Origin of the sequence: Streptomyces sp. NPDC048182 (genome assembly GCF_043202555.1) — a bacterium.
Lineage (GTDB): Bacteria > Actinomycetota > Actinomycetes > Streptomycetales > Streptomycetaceae > Streptomyces.
Map to the genome: position 1 here is coordinate 108,269 of NZ_JBIDAQ010000016.1, position 16,736 is coordinate 125,004.

A 16,736-nucleotide genomic window follows, 5' to 3' on the forward strand; every position below is an offset into this window, starting at 1 on the left:
GGAGAGGGCGACGGCGATGTCGGCGGGGTTTGGTAAGAATGCAGGCGTGAGCAGCGAGGACGGATCCGGGGACGGCGACGCGCAGGGGGCGCCGCCGGAGCAGCTCGCGCTGATTCGGGAGAGTGTGCGGGAGGCCAAGGCGCCGCGGGCGAAGCCGCGTACCTGGCGGGGGGCCGCGCTGGCGCCGGAGCTGCCGGTGGCGCGGGTGCTGGTGGACAAGGGGGTGCTGCACCTCGACCGGTACTTCGACTACGCGGTGCCCGAGGAGCTGGACGCCGACGCGCAGCCCGGCGTGCGGGTGCGGGTGCGGTTCGGGGCCGGGCGGTCGCGGGTGCGGGGAGGGCGGCGCGAGGGCGGCGGGCTGGTGGACGGCTTCCTCGTGGAGCGGCTCGCCGAGTCCGACTACAGCGGGCCGCTGGCGGCGCTGGCGCAGGTCGTCTCCCCGGAGCGGGTCCTGGACGAGGAGCTGCTCGGCCTCGCGCGGGCGGTCGCCGACCGGTACGCCGGCAGCCTCGCCGACGTCCTCCAGATCGCCGTGCCGCCGCGCAACGCCCGGGCGGAGAAGCGCGCGTCGGCGGCTCCGCTGCCCCCGCCGCCGGTTCCCGAGGCGGGGTCCTGGGAGCGGTACGAGCAAGGGGCCGCCTTCCTCGCCTCCCTCGCCGCGGGCGGGGCGCCGCGCGCGGTGTGGAACGCCCTGCCGGGGCCCGGGTGGAGCGACGAACTGGCCCGGGCCGTGGCGGCGACGCTGGCCTCCGGGCGGGGCGCGCTGGTCGTGCTGCCCGACGGGCGGGCCGTCGCACGGGCCGACGCCGCGCTGACCGCGCTGCTGGGGGCCGGGCGGCACGCGGTGCTCACCGCCGACGCCGGGCCCGAGAAGCGGTACGCGCAGTGGCTCGCGGTGCGGCGGGGCGCCGTGCGCGCGGTCGTCGGGACCCGCGCGGCCATGTTCGCCCCGGTGCGCGACCTCGGCCTGGTCGCCCTCTGGGACGACGGCGACGACAGCCACGGCGAGCCGCACGCCCCGCAGCCGCACGCCCGCGAGGTGCTGCTGCTGCGCGCTGCCCAGGACCGGTGCGCCTTCCTGGTGGGCGGCTGGAACTGCACCGTGGAGGCCGCCCAGCTGGTGGAGACTGGCTGGGCCCGGCCCCTGGTCGCCACCAGGGGCCGGGTGCGGGCCGCCGCCCCGCTGGTGCGCACCGTCGGCGACGGCGACCTCGCGCGGGACGAGGCCGCCCGGGCGGCGCGGCTGCCGACCCTCGCCTGGCAGGCGGCCCGGGACGGGCTGCGGCACGGTCCTGTCCTGGTACAGGTGCCCCGGCGCGGCTACGTGCCCCGGATGGCGTGCGCCGCCTGCCGGACGCCCGCGCGGTGCCGGCACTGCTCCGGTCCACTGGAGGGCCAGGAGGCCGGTCCTGCTCCGCGCTGCGGCTGGTGCGGGCGGGAGGAGCCCGGCTGGCACTGCCCGGAGTGCGGCGGCTTCCGGCTGCGCGCCCAGGTCGTCGGGGCCCGCCGTACCGCCGAAGAACTGGGGCGGGCCTTCCCCGCGGTGCCGGTACGCACCTCGGGCCGGGAGCACGTCCTCGACACCGTGCCGGACGCGCCGGCGCTCGTCGTCAGCACCCCGGGCGCCGAACCGGTGGCCGAGGGCGGGTACGCGGCGGCCCTGCTGCTCGACGGCTGGGCCATGCTCGGCCGGCCCGACCTGCGGGCCGGGGAGGACGCGCTGCGCCGCTGGCTGGCGGCCGCCGCCCTGGTCAGGCCGCAGAGCGACGGCGGCACCGTGGTCGTGGTGGCCGAGCCGACGCTGCGCCCGGTGCAGGCGCTGGTGCGCTGGGACCCTTCCGGGCACGCCCTGCGCGAGCTGGCGGAGCGGGCCGAGCTGGGCTTCCCGCCGGTGTCGCGGATGGCGGCCGTCTCCGGGCCGCCCGAGGCGGTGGCCGGCTTCCTCGGCGCGGTCGAGCTGCCGCGGGAGGCCGAGGTCCTTGGCCCGGTGCCGCTGCCGGTCACGGAGCCCGGGCGGCCCCGGCGGGTGGGGGCGCCGCCCGCCGGTGAGCACTGGGAGCGGGCGCTGGTGCGGGTGCCGCCCGGCAGCGGGGCGGCGCTGGCCGGGGCGCTGAAGGCGGCGCAGGCCGCGCGCATGGCACGGACGGCGCGGGGGAGTGAGGGGTCGGCGGTCTGGGTGCGGATCGACCCGGCCGACATCGGGTGACCGGCGGCCCGGCTGCCGACCTGTGCCTCCCGGGGCCCGCGGTCAGCCGTTGCGCGGGCCGGGAAAGGACGTCGGTCTGATGTCGTCGCGCAGGACCGGACTGCCCGCCGTCGGCTGCGTCGGCATCGAGCGGGCCGCGGGCACCGTCGGCGTCGGCGCCGAGGCGTGTTCGGCGACCTCCGTGGCGCTCGCGGCGGCGGCCCGGCGGGCGCCGTAGCGGCGGTGCACGGCCTGCTTGGTGACGCCGAGCGCTGAGCCCACCGCGTCCCACGAGAAGCCGAGCGAGCGGTCGAAGTCCACGGCGGCGGTGACCAGCGTCTCGACGCTGTCCCGCAGCTCCTGCGCGAGGCGCACGGTCGGGGCGGGGGCGCGCCCGTAGACGACGAAGCCCGCGGCGGGGCCGGTGCGCCGGGGGCGGTAGACGTTGCCCAGCTGGGCGGTGAGCGTGCGCAGTGCGTCCACCTGCCGGCGGACCCGCTCGATGTCCCGCACCAGGAGGTGCAGGCTGGCCCGTGCCTGGGCGTCATGGGTTGCGTGGTCGGCCATGGGCAAGCCTCTCGAACCGGCGTGGGCAGGGATCAACTCGTCCTTGTCAACGCGGTAACGCTCCGCTGGTCACGGGGTGGGGGGCGTGCGGGTTCGGACGTGCGCCCCGGTGGTGACGGCGGAGCGCTACCGCTCCCGGGCCGAGCGCAGCACCCGCCGCACGGTGCCGCGCAGCCACTCGTGGGCCCCGGCGGCGTCGTGGCGCGGATGCCAGGCCATGCCGATCCTCAGCGGCGGCAGCGGCATCGGGATGTCCAGCAGCCGCAGTCCCAGAGCGCGCGCCGGTGGCCGCCCTCGCCACCTGACGCTCCCTGCGGCGGACCGGGGCGGGGAGCGGAGTTCTAGACTGAACCGCTGTTCTTCTCCCCTCCCCGTCCGAGAGGCCCCCGCCGCACATGAAGCTGGTCTTCGCCGGTACCCCCGAGGTCGCCGTTCCCGCCCTGGACGCCCTGATCGCCTCCGGGCGGCACGAGGTGGCCGCCGTCGTCACCCGGCCCGACGCGCCGGCCGGGCGGGGGCGCCGGCTGGTCGCCTCTCCCGTGGCCGAGCGGGCCGAGGAGGCCGGCATCGAGGTGCTGAAGCCGGCCAAGCCGCGCGATCCGGAGTTCCTGGAGCGGCTGCGCGCCATCGCGCCCGACTGCTGCCCCGTGGTCGCCTACGGGGCGCTGCTGCCCCGGGTCGCCCTCGACGTGCCGGCGCACGGCTGGGTCAACCTGCACTTCTCGCTGCTGCCCGCCTGGCGCGGGGCCGCGCCCGTGCAGCACGCACTGATGGCCGGGGACGAGATCACCGGGGCGTCCACCTTCCTCATCGAGGAGGGGCTCGACTCCGGGCCGGTGTACGGGACGGTCACCGAGACGGTCCGGCCCACCGACACCAGCGGCGACCTCCTCACCCGTCTCGCCTTCGCGGGCTCCGGGCTGCTCGCCGCCACCATGGACGGCATCGAGGACGGCAGCCTGAAGGCCGTCTCCCAGCCCGCCGACGGCGTCACCCTCGCCCCGAAGATCACCGTCGAGGACGCCCGGGTCGACTGGAGCGCGCCGGCGCTGCGCGTCGACCGCGTGGTGCGCGGCTGCACCCCGGCGCCCGGCGCGTGGACCACCTTCCGCGGAGAGCGGCTCAAGCTCGTGCAGGCCGTGCCCGCGCCCGAGCGGACCGACCTCACCCCGGGGCAGCTCGCCGCCGGCAAGAACACCGTGCACGTCGGCACCGGCTCGCACGCGGTGGAGCTGCTGTGGGTGCAGGCCCAGGGCAAGAAGCCGATGCGGGCCGCCGACTGGGCGCGCGGCGTGCGGATCACGGACGGGGAGCGGGTCGGCGGCTGACCTGCCCCACGCGTCGGGCCCGTAGGCTGGGGACGCGCGCCTCGGCCTCGTGAGGCGCCCCCGTCCCACACCCGGAGCACCTTTTCGTGAGCGACCAGCCCCGCCGTCCCCGCAAGCCCTATCGCCGGCCCCAGAAGGACCCCGTCCGCATCCTCGCCTTCGACGCGCTGCGGGCCGTGGACGAGCGGGACGCGTACGCCAACCTCGTCCTGCCCCCGCTGCTGCGCAAGGCGCGGGAGAAGGAGGGCTTCGACGCCCGGGACGCGGCGCTCGCCACGGAGCTGGTCTACGGCACCCTGCGCCGGCAGGGCACGTACGACGCGATCATCGCGGCCTGCGTGGACCGGCCGCTGCGCGAGGTCGACCCGCCGGTGCTCGACGTGCTCTCCCTGGGCGCACACCAGCTGCTCGGCACGCGCATCCCGACCCACGCCGCGGTGTCCGCGTCCGTGGAGCTGGCCCGGGTGGTGCTCGGCGACGGGCGGGCCAAGTTCGTGAACGCGGTGCTGCGCAAGGTGGCCCAGCGCGATCTGGACGGCTGGCTGGAGAAGGTCGCGCCGCCCTACGACGAGGACCCCGAGGACCATCTCGCCGTCGTCCACTCCCACCCGCGCTGGGTGGTCTCCGCCCTGTGGGACTCCCTCGGCGGCGGGCGGACGGGCATCGAGGAGCTGCTGGCCGCCGACAACGAGCGGCCGGAGGTCACCCTGGTCGCGCGTCCCGGCCGTGCCACGCCGGACGAGCTGCTTGCCGAGGAGGCCGCGGTGCCGGGGCGTTGGTCGCCGTATGCCGTGCGGCTCAGCGAGGGCGGTGAGCCGGGGGCGGTGGAGGCCGTGCGCGAGGGCCGGGCCGGCGTGCAGGACGAGGGCAGTCAGCTGGTCGCGATCGCCCTCGCCAACGCCCCCCTGGACGGGCCCGACCTGCGCTGGCTGGACGGCTGCGCGGGGCCTGGCGGCAAGGCCGCGCTGCTCGCTGCGCTGGCTGCTCAGCGGGGGGCCTTCCTGCTGGCCTCCGAGAAGCAGCCGCACCGGGCCGGCCTGGTGGCCAAGGCGCTGGCCGGCAACCCGGGCCCCTACCAGGTGATCGCCGCCGACGGCACGCGTCCGCCCTGGCTGCCCGGCAGCTTCGACCGGGTCCTGGTGGACGTCCCCTGCACCGGCCTCGGTGCGCTGCGCCGCCGCCCCGAGGCCCGCTGGCGCCGCCGCCCCGAGGACCTGGACGCCTTCGCGCCGCTCCAGCGGGGGCTGCTCCGCAACGCCCTGGAGGCGGTGCGGCCCGGCGGCGTGGTCGCGTACGCCACGTGCTCGCCCCACCTGGCGGAGACCCGCGCGGTGGTCGCCGACACCCTGAAGCACCACCCCGCCGCCGACCTGATCGACGCCCGCCCCCTCCTCCCGGACGTCCCCTCCCTGGGCGAGGGCCCCGACATCCAGCTCTGGCCCCACGTCCACGGCACGGACGCGATGTACCTGGCCCTGATCCGCAGAACGGCGTGACGCCGGCGAGGTGGCTTCCTGAGCGGGGCGGCGTCGTATGGCCGACGTGACTGCACCCCCCTAGGGGCGCGGGGAACTGCGCGACCAGCCACGACGTGCCCGCACCCCGGGATCATTGCGCAACCCGGCACGTGAGGGGGGCGTGGCGCAGCCCGGCGCTGCGGGGTGCCTCCCCCAAGCTCTTCGAGCAGGGGGTACCCCCAGCGCCCACCCGTGCCGCCCCAGCGGCACGACTGCCCGCAGCTGCGCGGGGAGGGGACCCCGTACGGCGGACGCCAACGGCATGGCAACCTAGGGACCATGGCCCCCCAGATCAGCCCCAGCATCCTCTCCGCCGACTTCGCCAACCTCTCCGCCGAAGCCAACGCAGTGACCGGCGCGGACTGGCTCCACGTCGACGTCATGGACAACCACTTCGTCCCGAACCTCACCCTCGGCGTCCCCGTCGTCGAGTCCCTGGCCCGGGCCACCGACACCCCGCTGGACTGCCACCTGATGATCGACGCCCCCGACCGCTGGGCCCCCCAGTACGTCGAGGCCGGCGCGGGATCCGTCACCTTCCACGTCGAGGCCGCCACCGCCCCCGTCCGCCTCGCCCGCGAGATCCGGGCCAAGGGCGCCCGCGCGTCCATGGCGCTGCGGCCCGCGACGCCGATCGAGCCGTACGAGGACCTGCTGCCCGAGCTGGACATGCTGCTGGTCATGACGGTTGAACCGGGCTTCGGGGGGCAGGCGTTCCTCGACATCATGCTGCCGAAGATCCGCCGCACCCGTGAGCTGATCCGCAAGCACGGCCTCCAGATGTGGCTCCAGGTGGACGGAGGGGTGTCGGCGGAGACGATCGAGCGCTGCGCGGAGGCGGGAGCCGACGTCTTCGTCGCCGGCTCGGCCGTCTACGGGGCGGACGACCCCGCCGAGGCGGTCCGCTCCCTGCGCGCCCGCGCCGAGGCGGCCACCGTCGCCGCGTCCTGGGCGTGCGACCACTGAACTGACCACTGAGCCACCGATACGTGAACGGCTCCCGTCAGGGCCGATCGACGGCGCCGAATCTGCGAGGATGAACGGCGAACCAAGAGTCTGTGCACGGGTGCACGGAAGTGAGGAGATCGCCGTGTCGGGTATGTCGGCGGGCCGTTCAGCCATGCGGATGGGTCCCGCTGAGCTGGTCCAGGCGGCGGCCATGGCCCGCCGCTTCTACCTGGAGGGCAAGTCCAAGATCCAGATCGCCGAGGAGTTCGGCGTCAGCCGCTTCAAGGTGGCCCGGGTCCTGGAGACCGCCCTGGAGCGGGACCTGGTCCGCATCGAGATCCGGGTGCCGGCCGAGCTGGACGCCGAGCGCTCCGACGCCCTGCGCGCCCGCTACGGCCTCAGGCACGCGGTCGTCGTGGAGTCCCCGGCGGAGGCCGAGGAGACCCCCGACCCGGAGAACCTCGGCGAGGTGGCCGCCGACCTGCTCGGCGAGCTGGTGGCCGAGGGCGATGTGCTGGGCCTGGCCTGGGGCCGCTCCACCATCCACATGGCGGCCGCCCTCGACCGGCTGCCGCCCTGCACGGTGGTCCAGCTGACCGGCGTGTACGACGCGGGGACCGCCGAGCGCGGCTCCGTCGAGGCCGTCCGCCGGGCCGCCCAGGTCTCCGGCGGCGACGCCCACCCCATCTACGCGCCGATGCTGCTCCCTGACGCCGCCACCGCCGGGGCGCTGCGGCACCAGACCGGCATCGCCCGGGCCTTCGAGTACTTCGACAAGGTCACGGTCGCCTGCGTCTCCATCGGCTCCTGGGAGCCCGGCATCTCCACCGTGCACGACATGCTCAGCGACGAGGAGCGCGCGCACTACGCCTCCCTCGGCGTCGCCGCCGAGATGTCCGCGCACCTCTTCGACGCCGAGGGGCGCCGGGTCGGCCGGGACCTGGGGGAGCGGTGCATCACCGTCAAGGCCGACCAGCTGCGCCACATCCCCGAGGTGGTGGCCATCGCCGGCGGGCAGCGCAAGGCGGCGGCCATCGACGCCGTACTGCGCTCCGGTCTGGTCACCAGCCTGGTGACCGACACCTCGGCCGCCGACTACCTCATGGCGGCGGGCAGCAACCCCAAGCCCGCCCTCGGCCGCACCGACCCGGACGGGATCCCGGCGTGACGCACGACCCGGCCGGACGACTCGTGGTCGCCCTGGACCTGGCCGGCGTCACGGACAAGGCGGCCCTGATGGACCGCTGCGCCCACGCCCTCGCCCTGCCCGACTGGTTCGGCCGCAACTGGGACGCGCTCGCCGACGCCCTCGCCGACCCCTCGGTCTGGCCCGCGGAGACCGGCGAGCGCGGGCTGGTCCTGGAGGTGCGGGGCTGGGGGTCGTACGCCGAGGCCCGGCCCGACGAGTGGGCCGTCGCCGAGGAGGTCTTCTCCGAGGCCACGGACCGCGCCCCGGGACTGTTCGTGACGATGGGGCCCCGGTGACGGCTGAGTCGGCCCCGCCCTGGAGGATGCTCCAAGCGCGCCCCTGACCAGCTCGGACGATCCGCCCGGGGGTCACCGGGCCCCGGCCGTGGGACAATGAAGTACGTGCTCTTTCCCCCTGGCTGACCTGTCCGGGGGCCACCTCTGATCGACTGGGATGTGCAGCACGTGCGTTTCCTCAATGACCTCCAGCCCTCGTACGACCTGACGTACGACGACGTCTTCATGGTGCCGAGCCGGTCCGCCGTCGGCTCCCGGCAGGGCGTGGACCTCTCCTCCCCGGACGGCACGGGCACCACCATCCCGCTCGTCGTGGCCAACATGACCGCCATCGCCGGGCGCCGCATGGCCGAGACGATGGCCCGGCGCGGCGGCCTCGTGGTCATCCCGCAGGACATCCCGATCGAGGTCGTCACCGAGGTCGTCTCCTGGGTCAAGAGCCGCCACCTGGTGCTCGACACCCCTATCGTGCTGGCCCCCCACCAGACCGTCGCCGACGCGCTGGCCCTGCTGCCCAAGCGCGCGCACAACGCGGGCGTCGTCGTGGACGAGGACCACAAGCCGATCGGCGTGGTCACCGACGCCGACCTGACCGGCGTGGACCGCTTCACCCAGCTCGAACTGGTCATGTCCAAGGACCTGCTGCTCCTGGACGCCGGCGTGGACCCGGGCGTCGCCTTCACCACCCTGGACAACGCCAACCGCCGCTACGCGCCCGCCGTGGACGCCGACGGCCGGCTTGCCGGCATCCTCACCCGCAAGAGCGCACTGCGCGCCACGCTCTACACCCCGGCCGTGGACGCGCAGGGGCGGCTGCGGATCGCCGCCGCCGTCGGCATCAACGGCGACGTGGCGGGCAAGGCCAAGCAGTTGCTCGACGCGGGCGTGGACACCCTCGTCATCGACACCGCGCACGGTCACCAGGAGTCGATGATCAGCGCCGTCAAGCTGGTGCGCGACCTCGACCCGCGGGTGCCGATCGTCGCGGGCAACATCGTCTCCGCCGAGGGCGTGCGCGACCTGATCGAGGCCGGCGCCGACATCATCAAGGTCGGTGTCGGACCCGGCGCCATGTGCACCACCCGCATGATGACCGGCGTCGGCCGGCCGCAGTTCTCCGCCGTCCTGGAGTGCGCCGCCGAGGCGAAGAAGTACGGCAAGCACGTGTGGGCCGACGGCGGTGTCCGCCACCCGCGCGACGTGGCCATGGCCCTCGCGGCCGGCGCGGCCAACGTGATGGTCGGCTCCTGGTTCGCGGGCACCTACGAGTCCCCGGGCGACCTCCAGCAGGCCGCCGACGGCCGCCTGTACAAGGAGTCCTTCGGCATGGCCTCCGCGCGCGCCGTGCGCAACCGGACCTCCGAGGAGTCTGCCTACGACCGCGCCCGCAAGGCGCTGTTCGAGGAGGGCATCTCGACCTCCCGGATGTTCCTGGACCCGACCCGCCCCGGCGTCGAGGACCTGGTCGACTCGATCATCGCGGGCGTCCGCTCCTCCTGCACCTACGCCGGCGCCAACTCCCTGGAGGAGTTCGCCGAGCGCGCCGTCGTCGGTATCCAGAGCGCCGCCGGCTACGCCGAGGGCAAGCCGCTGCACGCCAGCTGGAGCTGAGCCGGGAGCGGGCCCGGGCGCCGGGGACACCCCCGGCGCAACGATGGCCCGCGCCGCCCCGGCCGACGCAACGATCGTGCGCGAACACGCAAGGTTGCTGCATTACCCCTGGTGGTACCCGGCTCATAGGGTTCTGGCCTGTACGTGGCGTGGCGGGGACCCGCGCGGTGGGTTCCCGCCCTGGTGCGGGCCGCCGCACGCGTCCCCGCCGCTCCGGAACGGCAGCGACGAAGGAGTCCACGCGTGCTCGACCACGGCGCACCCCCGCAGCCCGGCACCCCGGCCGGCCCACCCGGCGGCCCGGGGCTCGGCGCCCGCCTCATGCGGCGCAAGCCGGTGGAACGCCTGGTCGCGGAGGGCGGCCACGGCGAGGGCGGCGCCCTGCGCCGCACCATGGGCCTGTGGCAGCTGACCATGATCAGCATCGGCGCCACCCTCGGCACCGGCATCTTCGTCGTCCTCGGCGAGGCCGTCCCCAAGGCCGGCCCGGCCGTCACCCTCTCCTTCGTGCTGGCCGGCCTGACGGCGCTGTTCTCGGCGCTGTCCTACGCCGAGCTGGCCGGCACCATCCCGGTCGCCGGGTCCTCCTACTCGTACGCCTACGCCACCCTGGGCGAGCTGATCGCCTGGATCTGCGGCTGGTGCCTGGTCCTGGAGTACGGCGTGTCGGTGGCCGCCGTCGCGGTCGGCTGGGGCGAGTACCTGAACGAGCTGCTCGACGGCACCATCGGCGTCACCATCCCGGCCGCCCTGTCCGCCCCGCCCGGCGACGGCGGGTACTTCAACCTGCCGGCGCTGCTCGTGGTGCTGCTCGCCATGGCCTTCCTGCTCGGCGGCGCCCGGGAGTCCGCCCGCGCCAACACCGTGATGGTGATGATCAAGATCGCCGCCCTGGTGATGTTCTGCGCCATCGGCCTGCAGGGCGTGCGCTCCGGCAACTACGCGCACTTCATGCCGCTCGGCATGGCCGGGGTCAGCGCGGCCGGCGCCACCCTGTTCTTCTCCTACATCGGCTTCGACGCCGCCTCCACCGCCGGCGAGGAGGCCAGGAACGCCCAGCGCGACCTGCCCCGGGCGATCATGCTCTCCCTGGTCATCGTCACCCTGCTCTACGTCGCGGTCGCCGCCGTCGCCGTCGGTGCCAAGCCCTGGCGCAGCTTCACCGACTCCGAGGCGGCGCTCGCCCAGATCATGCGGGACGTCACCGGGCAGAGCTTCTGGGGCACCCTGCTCGCCTTCTGCGCGGTGGTCGCCATCGCCAGCGTCGTGCTGACCGTGCTCTACGGCCAGACCCGCGTGCTGTTCGCGATGTCCCGGGACGGCCTGGTGCCCAAGGTGTTCTCCAAGGTCCACCCGAAGACCGGTGCGCCCCGCGCCAACACCGTGATCGTCTCCCTGTTCTGCGGCGTCCTGGCCGCCGCGATCCCGCTCGGGCAGCTCGCCGACGCCACCAGCATCGGCACGCTCTTCGCCTTCGCGCTGGTCAACGTGGCCGTCGTGGTGCTGCGCCGGACCCGTCCCGAGATGTCCCGCAGCTTCCGGGTGCCGCTCTCGCCGGTGCTGCCCGCCCTCGGCTTCGGCTGCTGCGTGTGGCTGATGGGCAGCCTGTCCACCGTGACCTGGGTGATCTTCGGTGTCTGGATGGCCGCCGGGCTCGTGTTCTACTTCGTGTACGGCCACCGCCGGTCCCGGCTCGCCGCGCCGGAGACACCCGCCACCCCTGAAGCGAAGTGAACCACCCGCAGTGCTGAACGATCTCGACGAACGCATCGTGCACGCCCTCGCCGAGGACGCCCGCCGCTCCTACGCCGACATCGGGCAGCTGGTCGGCCTGTCCGCGCCCGCCGTCAAACGGCGCGTGGACCGGCTGCGCGCCACCGGCGCCATCACCGGCTTCACCGTCCGGGTCGACCCCGGGGCGCTCGGCTGGGAGACCGAGGGGTTCGTCGAGATCTTCTGCCGCCGCAACACCTCCCCGGAGACCATCCAGCGGGGCCTGGAGCGCTACCAGGAGGTGGTGGCCGCCTCCACCGTCACCGGGGACGCCGACGCCGTCGCCCAGGTCTTCGCCTCCGACATGCGGCACTTCGAGCGGGTCCTGGAGCGGATCGCCGGGGAGCCCTTCGTGGAGCGGACCAAGTCGGTCCTGGTGCTGTCGCCGCTGCTGCGGCGGTTCTCGTCGGGGGCGCCGGCGTAGTCCCCGAAAATGGGGGAGACGGGCGCGGGGCGGCCGGTCTAGCATCGGTGGCATGACCTGGCGACATTGAGTTTCCAGCCCCACCGGGGCCGCCCCGTACCGCCGTCTGACGCGCACGCTCTACGGCTACGCGTTCCTCGACGACTTCGTCCTGCTCTACCCGGTGTACGCGCTGCTCTTCGCCGACACCGGGCTCTCCGTCTGGCAGATCTCCTCCCTGTTCGCCGTGTGGTCGGCCACCGGCGTCGTCCTGGAGGTGCCCTCCGGCGTCTGGGCCGACGCGGTCTCCCGGCGCCTGCTGCTGGTGCTCGGCCCGCTGCTCACCGCGGCCGGCTTCGCCCTGTGGGTCCTCGTGCCCTCGTACGGCGCCTTCGCGCTCGGCTTCCTGCTGTGGGGCGCGGGCGGCGCGCTCGCCTCCGGGTCCCTGGAGGCGCTGGTCCACGACGAGCTGGACCGGCTCGGCGCGGCCGGCCGCTACGCCCGCGTCATGGGCCGCGCCCGCTCGGCCGGCCTGGTCGCGGTGATGGCGGCGATGGCCGTCGCCGGGCCGGTCTTCGCCTGGGGCGGTTACGCGGCGGTCGGCGGCGCCAGCGTGCTGGTCTGCCTGGTCCGCGCCGCCCTCGCGACCCGCCTCCCCGAGCACCGCACGCCGTCGTCCGACGAGACCGACGGCTGGGCGGCGTCCCTGCGCACCGGCCTCGCCGCCGCCCGCGCCGACCGCTCGGTGCGGGGCGCGCTGCTGCTGGTCCCGGCGGTGTCGGCGGTGTGGGGCGCGCTGGACGAGTACACGCCGCTGCTGGTGCGGGACACCGGCGTCGCGGAGGCGACGGTGCCCTGGCTGCTGTTGATGATCTGGACCGGCGCCACGGCGGGCGGCCTCCTCGCGGGGCCGGGGGAGCGGCTCGGCACCGCCGGGTTCGCCGGGCTGCTCGCGGGCGCCGCCCTGGCGCTGGCCGTGGGGGCGGGCTCGGGGTCGCCGGCCGGCCTCGTGCTGGTCGGCCTCGCCTTCGGCGGCTTCCAGCTGGCCCACGTGCTGGCCGACGCCCGCCTCCAGCACCGTATCGACGCCTCCGGCAGGGCGACCCTCACCTCGATCGCCGGCCTCGGCGGCGAGCTGGGCACGGTCGCCGTGTACGGCGGCTACGCGGCGGTGAGCGACGCGGGCGGCAACGCCACGGCGTTCGTGTGGTTCGCGGTGCCGTACCTGGTGACAGCACTGGTCCTGGTGGCCACGCGACGGGTGCGCAACGAATCGCCGAAGGGGCCCCGTGGGACGCAATGAACCGCTCACCGGCGCGCAACAGGTCCTTCTTGTCCCGCCGCGACCCGCGACCGTACCGTCTATCTGGCCGGCCAACCGGCCCCACCCACCCCCTCCACCACGGCGAGGACTCCGCATGCGCACCGCCCTGCTCCAGAGCTCCGGCCGGCCCGGCTCCACCGCCGAGAACCTCCAGGTGCTCGACGCGGCCGCCGGCCGGGCCGCCGCCGCGGGCGCCGGGCTGCTGGTCACCTCGGAGCTGTTCCTCACCGGTTACGCCATCGGCGACGGCATCGGCCGGCTCGCCGAGCCCGCCGACGGCGAGGCCGCCGACGCGGTCGCGGAGACCGCCGCCCGGCACGGCCTCGCCGTCGCCTACGGCTACCCGGAGCGGGACGGCGAGCGGGTCTTCAACTCCGTGCAGCTCATCGCCGCCGACGGCAGCCGCCGCGCGAACTACCGCAAGACGCACCTCTTCGGCTGCTTCGAGCACGACCACTTCACCCCCGGCGACCGTCCGGTCGTCCAGGCCGACCTCGACGGCCTCACCGTCGGCCTGATGATCTGCTACGACGTGGAGTTCCCGGAGAACGTCCGCGCCCACGCCCTGGCCGGCACCGACCTGCTGCTCGTGCCCACGGCGCAGATGCACCCCTTCCAGTTCGTCGCCGAGTCGGTCGTGCCGGTGCGGGCCTTCGAGAACCAGCTGTACGTGGCCTACGTGAACCGGGTCGGCCCCGAGGGCGAGTTCGAGTTCGTCGGCCTGTCCACCCTCGCCGCCCCCGACGGCACCGCCCGCGCCCGGGCCGGCCGCACCGAGGAGCTGCTCCTCGCCGACGTGGACCCGGCCTTCCTCGCCGCCTCCCGCGCGGACAACCCCTACCTGCGCGACCGCCGCCCCGGCCTCTACGGGTCCCTGGCCTGACCCGCGCCCCCCGCCAGCCTCCCCACCGCTTCACCCGCAAGGAGTCCGTACCCCATGACGTCCACGGTGCCCAACGCGATCGAGCACGCCGACGAGCAGCAGCCGCCGATCACCATGTTCGGCCCGGACTTCCCGTACGCGTACGACGACTTCCTCGCCCACCCGGCGGGCCTCGGCCAGATACCCGCCACCGAGCACGGCACCGAGGTCGCGGTCATCGGCGGCGGCCTGTCCGGCATCGTGGCCGCCTACGAGCTGATGAAGATGGGCCTCAAGCCCGTCGTCTACGAGGCCGACAAGATCGGCGGCCGGCTGCGCACCGTCGGCTTCGACGGCTGCGACCCCGAGCTGACCGCCGAGATGGGCGCGATGCGCTTCCCGCCGTCCTCCACCGCCCTCCAGCACTACATCGACCTGGTCGGCCTCACCACCCGCCCCTTCCCGAACCCGCTCGCGGAGACCACCCCGTCGACCGTCGTCGACCTCAAGGGCGAGTCGCACTACGCCGAGACCATGGCCGACCTGCCCCAGGTCTACCGGGACGTCGCCGACGCCTGGGCCCGCTGCCTGGAGGAGGGCGCCGACTTCACCGACATGAACCGCGCGCTGCGCGAGCGGGACGTGCCCCGGATCCGGGAGATCTGGGCCCGCCTCGTGGAGAAGCTGGACAACCAGACCTTCTACGGCTTCCTCTGCGACTCCGACGCCTTCAAGTCCTTCCGGCACCGGGAGATCTTCGGCCAGGTCGGCTTCGGCACCGGCGGCTGGGACACCGACTTCCCCAACTCCATCCTGGAGATCCTCCGCGTCGTCTACACCGAGGCCGACGACCACCACCGCGGCATCGAAGGCGGCTCCCAGCAGCTGCCGCTCCGGCTCTGGGAGCGCGAGCCGGGGAAGCTCGTCCACTGGCCCCACGGCACCTCGCTCAGCTCGCTGCACCCGGCGGGGGAGCCCCGCCCGGCGGTGACCCGGCTGCACCGCACCGCGGGCAACCGGATCACGGTGACGGACGCGGGCGGCGACATCCGCACCTACCCGGCGGCCGTCTTCACCGCCCAGTCCTGGATGCTGCTCTCCAAGATCGCCTGCGACGACTCGCTCTTCCCGATCGACCACTGGACGGCGATCGAGCGCACCCACTACATGGAGAGCTCCAAGCTCTTCGTGCCGGTCGACCGGCCGTTCTGGCTGGACAAGGCCGTCGACGACAGGGGAAACCCGACCGACCGGGACGTCATGTCGATGACGCTCACCGACCGGATGACCCGCGGCACCTACCTCCTGGACGACGGCCCCGACAAGCCGGCCGTCATCTGCCTCTCCTACACCTGGTGCGACGACAGCCTGAAGTGGCTGCCGCTGTCCGCCAACGAGCGGATGGAGGTCATGCTGAAGTCGCTCGGCGAGATCTATCCGAAGGTCGACATCCGCAAGCACGTCATCGGCAACCCGGTGACCGTCTCCTGGGAGAACGAGCCCTACTTCATGGGCGCCTTCAAGGCCAACCTGCCCGGCCACTACCGCTACCAGCGGCGCCTGTTCACCCACTTCATGCAGGACCGCCTCCCCGAGGACAAGCGCGGCATCTTCCTCGCCGGCGACGACATCTCCTGGACGGCCGGCTGGGCCGAGGGCGCGGTGCAGACCGCCCTCAACGCGGTCTGGGGTGTCATGCACCACTTCGGCGGCACCACCGACGCCACCAACCCCGGCCCCGGCGACCGGTACGACGAGATCGCGCCGGTGGAGCTGCCGGAGGACTGAGCCGGTCGCTCAGACCCCGGCCGCCCGCGCCTTCTCGTAGACCTCGGCGGCGACCTCCTTCAGCTCCGCCGCGTCCCGCAGCGGGGCCTGGAGGTCGAGGAGGATCTCGTCCATGCCGACCTCGGCGTGCGCCACCAGGTCCGCCACGATCTGGTCGGCGCTGCCCTGGAAGGGCTGGCGCCCGGAGCCCTCGTAGGGCTTGGCCCGGTAGCGGGCGTTGACGCGCAGGACGGTGTGGATGGGCTGCGTGCGGCCCCGCTCGGCGGCCAGCTCGCGCAGCCCCCGCCACTCCTCGGCCAGCCCCTCCGCGCCCCGCGCGGCCGGCAGCCAGCCGTCGGCGTGGTCGACGAGGCGGCGCCGGGCCCGGCCGTTGCTCGCCGCCAGCAGGATCGGGATGGGCCGGGCCGGCTTGGGGCCGACCACGGCGGAGGCGATCTTCGCGGTCTCCCCGTCGTGGGCGACCGGGTCCGGGCCCCACACCGCCCGGCACACCTCGATCAGCTCGTCCAGGGCCCGGCCGCGCTCGGCGAAGGGGCGCGGGGCCGCCGCCGCGTACTCGTCGTGGGACCAGCCGGTGCCGAACCCCGCCACCACCCGGCCGCCGCTCGCCGCGTCCAGCGTCGCCAGCGCCTTGGCCAGCTGGAACGGCCCGTGCAGCGGGGCGACGAGGACGCTGCTGCCGAGCCGGGCCCGCTCGGTGGCCGCCGCGGCGAGGGTCAGGGTGACCAGCGGCTCGGCCACGCTCCGGTAGCTGTCGGGCCAGGGCAGGCCCTCGACGCCGTACAGGCCCTGGGTGGCGGGCTCGGGGAACAGGGCGCGCTCGAAGACCCACAGGCTCTCGTAGCCGGCGGCCTCCGCCGCGCGGGCCACGTCGGGGACGTCGGTGCCGATGTCGTACTGCCGCATCTGGGGGAGGCCGAGTCCGAGGGGGGTCGCCATGGG

14 protein-coding genes and 1 pseudogene are annotated in these 16,736 nt (G+C 74.8%); 12 read left to right on the forward strand and 3 right to left on the reverse strand.

All coding sequences use genetic code 11. From position 1 onward, the window contains the following. The first annotated feature begins 46 nt into the window (after positions 1 to 46). Positions 47 to 2,209 (forward strand): primosomal protein N', encoded by a 2,163-nt coding sequence (locus tag ACGFZL_RS27090; RefSeq protein ID WP_393695538.1) that lies wholly within the window; start codon positions 47 to 49, stop codon positions 2,207 to 2,209. 42 nt (positions 2,210 to 2,251) lie between these two features. Here the strand turns inward: ACGFZL_RS27090 and ACGFZL_RS27095 are convergent, their stop codons facing one another. Further along, on the reverse strand, positions 2,252 to 2,755 hold the full coding sequence (locus tag ACGFZL_RS27095; protein WP_355173018.1) for a hypothetical protein: 504 nt from the start codon (positions 2,753 to 2,755) through the stop codon (positions 2,252 to 2,254). Between the two features lie 126 nt (positions 2,756 to 2,881). Next, positions 2,882 to 3,037: pseudogene (locus ACGFZL_RS27100) on the reverse strand (LysR family transcriptional regulator); the annotation flags it as partial. A 113-nt stretch (positions 3,038 to 3,150) separates the two neighbouring features. Between ACGFZL_RS27100 and fmt the strand changes: the two are divergent. From fmt to ACGFZL_RS27155, 11 genes are all read left to right on the forward strand, one after another. Then, on the forward strand, positions 3,151 to 4,083 hold the full coding sequence (gene fmt / locus ACGFZL_RS27105) for a methionyl-tRNA formyltransferase (protein WP_393695540.1): 933 nt from the start codon (positions 3,151 to 3,153) through the stop codon (positions 4,081 to 4,083). 86 nt (positions 4,084 to 4,169) lie between these two features. Next, positions 4,170 to 5,579 carry an RsmB/NOP family class I SAM-dependent RNA methyltransferase gene (locus ACGFZL_RS27110; protein WP_393695542.1) on the forward strand — a complete coding sequence of 470 codons (1,410 nt, stop codon included), beginning with the start codon at positions 4,170 to 4,172 and terminating at the stop codon, positions 5,577 to 5,579. A gap of 300 nt (positions 5,580 to 5,879) precedes the next feature. After that, positions 5,880 to 6,566: a ribulose-phosphate 3-epimerase gene (gene rpe / locus ACGFZL_RS27115; protein WP_393695544.1), complete on the forward strand. Its 687-nt coding sequence runs from the start codon at positions 5,880 to 5,882 to the stop codon at positions 6,564 to 6,566. Between the two features lie 100 nt (positions 6,567 to 6,666). Next, on the forward strand, positions 6,667 to 7,716 hold the full coding sequence (locus ACGFZL_RS27120) for a sugar-binding transcriptional regulator (RefSeq protein ID WP_393695546.1): 1,050 nt from the start codon (positions 6,667 to 6,669) through the stop codon (positions 7,714 to 7,716). Then, on the forward strand, positions 7,713 to 8,033 hold the full coding sequence (locus ACGFZL_RS27125) for a barstar family protein (RefSeq protein WP_393695548.1): 321 nt from the start codon (positions 7,713 to 7,715) through the stop codon (positions 8,031 to 8,033). The genes ACGFZL_RS27120 and ACGFZL_RS27125 overlap by 4 nt, the downstream gene beginning before the upstream one ends. A gap of 168 nt (positions 8,034 to 8,201) precedes the next feature. Next, entirely contained in the window at positions 8,202 to 9,644 is a 1,443-nt protein-coding gene (locus ACGFZL_RS27130) for a GuaB1 family IMP dehydrogenase-related protein (protein ID WP_393695550.1), read from the forward strand. Positions 9,645 to 9,887: 243 nt separating this feature from the next. Beyond that, positions 9,888 to 11,378 carry an amino acid permease gene (locus ACGFZL_RS27135; RefSeq protein ID WP_393695552.1) on the forward strand — a complete coding sequence of 497 codons (1,491 nt, stop codon included), beginning with the start codon at positions 9,888 to 9,890 and terminating at the stop codon, positions 11,376 to 11,378. A gap of 10 nt (positions 11,379 to 11,388) precedes the next feature. Then, entirely contained in the window at positions 11,389 to 11,841 is a 453-nt protein-coding gene (locus tag ACGFZL_RS27140; RefSeq protein ID WP_355173034.1) for an Lrp/AsnC family transcriptional regulator, read from the forward strand. 106 nt (positions 11,842 to 11,947) lie between these two features. Continuing rightward, positions 11,948 to 13,123: an MFS transporter gene (locus tag ACGFZL_RS27145; RefSeq protein ID WP_393695646.1), complete on the forward strand. Its 1,176-nt coding sequence runs from the start codon at positions 11,948 to 11,950 to the stop codon at positions 13,121 to 13,123. Positions 13,124 to 13,238: 115 nt separating this feature from the next. After that, positions 13,239 to 14,027, forward strand: a complete 789-nt coding sequence (locus ACGFZL_RS27150; protein ID WP_393695554.1) for a carbon-nitrogen hydrolase family protein — start codon at positions 13,239 to 13,241, stop codon at positions 14,025 to 14,027. A 54-nt stretch (positions 14,028 to 14,081) separates the two neighbouring features. Further along, positions 14,082 to 15,794, forward strand: a complete 1,713-nt coding sequence (locus ACGFZL_RS27155; protein WP_393695556.1) for a flavin monoamine oxidase family protein — start codon at positions 14,082 to 14,084, stop codon at positions 15,792 to 15,794. A 9-nt stretch (positions 15,795 to 15,803) separates the two neighbouring features. On the opposite strand, the gene ACGFZL_RS27160 is transcribed toward ACGFZL_RS27155, so the two are convergent. Beyond that, positions 15,804 to 16,733, reverse strand: a complete 930-nt coding sequence (locus ACGFZL_RS27160) for an LLM class F420-dependent oxidoreductase (RefSeq protein ID WP_393695558.1) — start codon at positions 16,731 to 16,733, stop codon at positions 15,804 to 15,806. Positions 16,734 to 16,736 lie beyond the last annotated feature (3 nt).

Bases quoted from the DNA above. Each gene is read 5' to 3' on its own strand.
- ACGFZL_RS27095 (WP_355173018.1), bottom strand. From the start codon at position 2,755: ATGGCCGACCACGCAACCCATGACGCCCAGGCACGGGCCAGCCTGCAC.
- fmt (WP_393695540.1), top strand. From the start codon at position 3,151: ATGAAGCTGGTCTTCGCCGGTACCCCCGAGGTCGCCGTTCCCGCCCTG.
- rpe (WP_393695544.1), top strand. From the start codon at position 5,880: ATGGCCCCCCAGATCAGCCCCAGCATCCTCTCCGCCGACTTCGCCAAC.
- ACGFZL_RS27150 (WP_393695554.1), top strand. From the start codon at position 13,239: ATGCGCACCGCCCTGCTCCAGAGCTCCGGCCGGCCCGGCTCCACCGCC.
- ACGFZL_RS27155 (WP_393695556.1), top strand. From the start codon at position 14,082: ATGACGTCCACGGTGCCCAACGCGATCGAGCACGCCGACGAGCAGCAG.
- ACGFZL_RS27160 (WP_393695558.1), bottom strand. From the start codon at position 16,733: ATGGCGACCCCCCTCGGACTCGGCCTCCCCCAGATGCGGCAGTACGAC.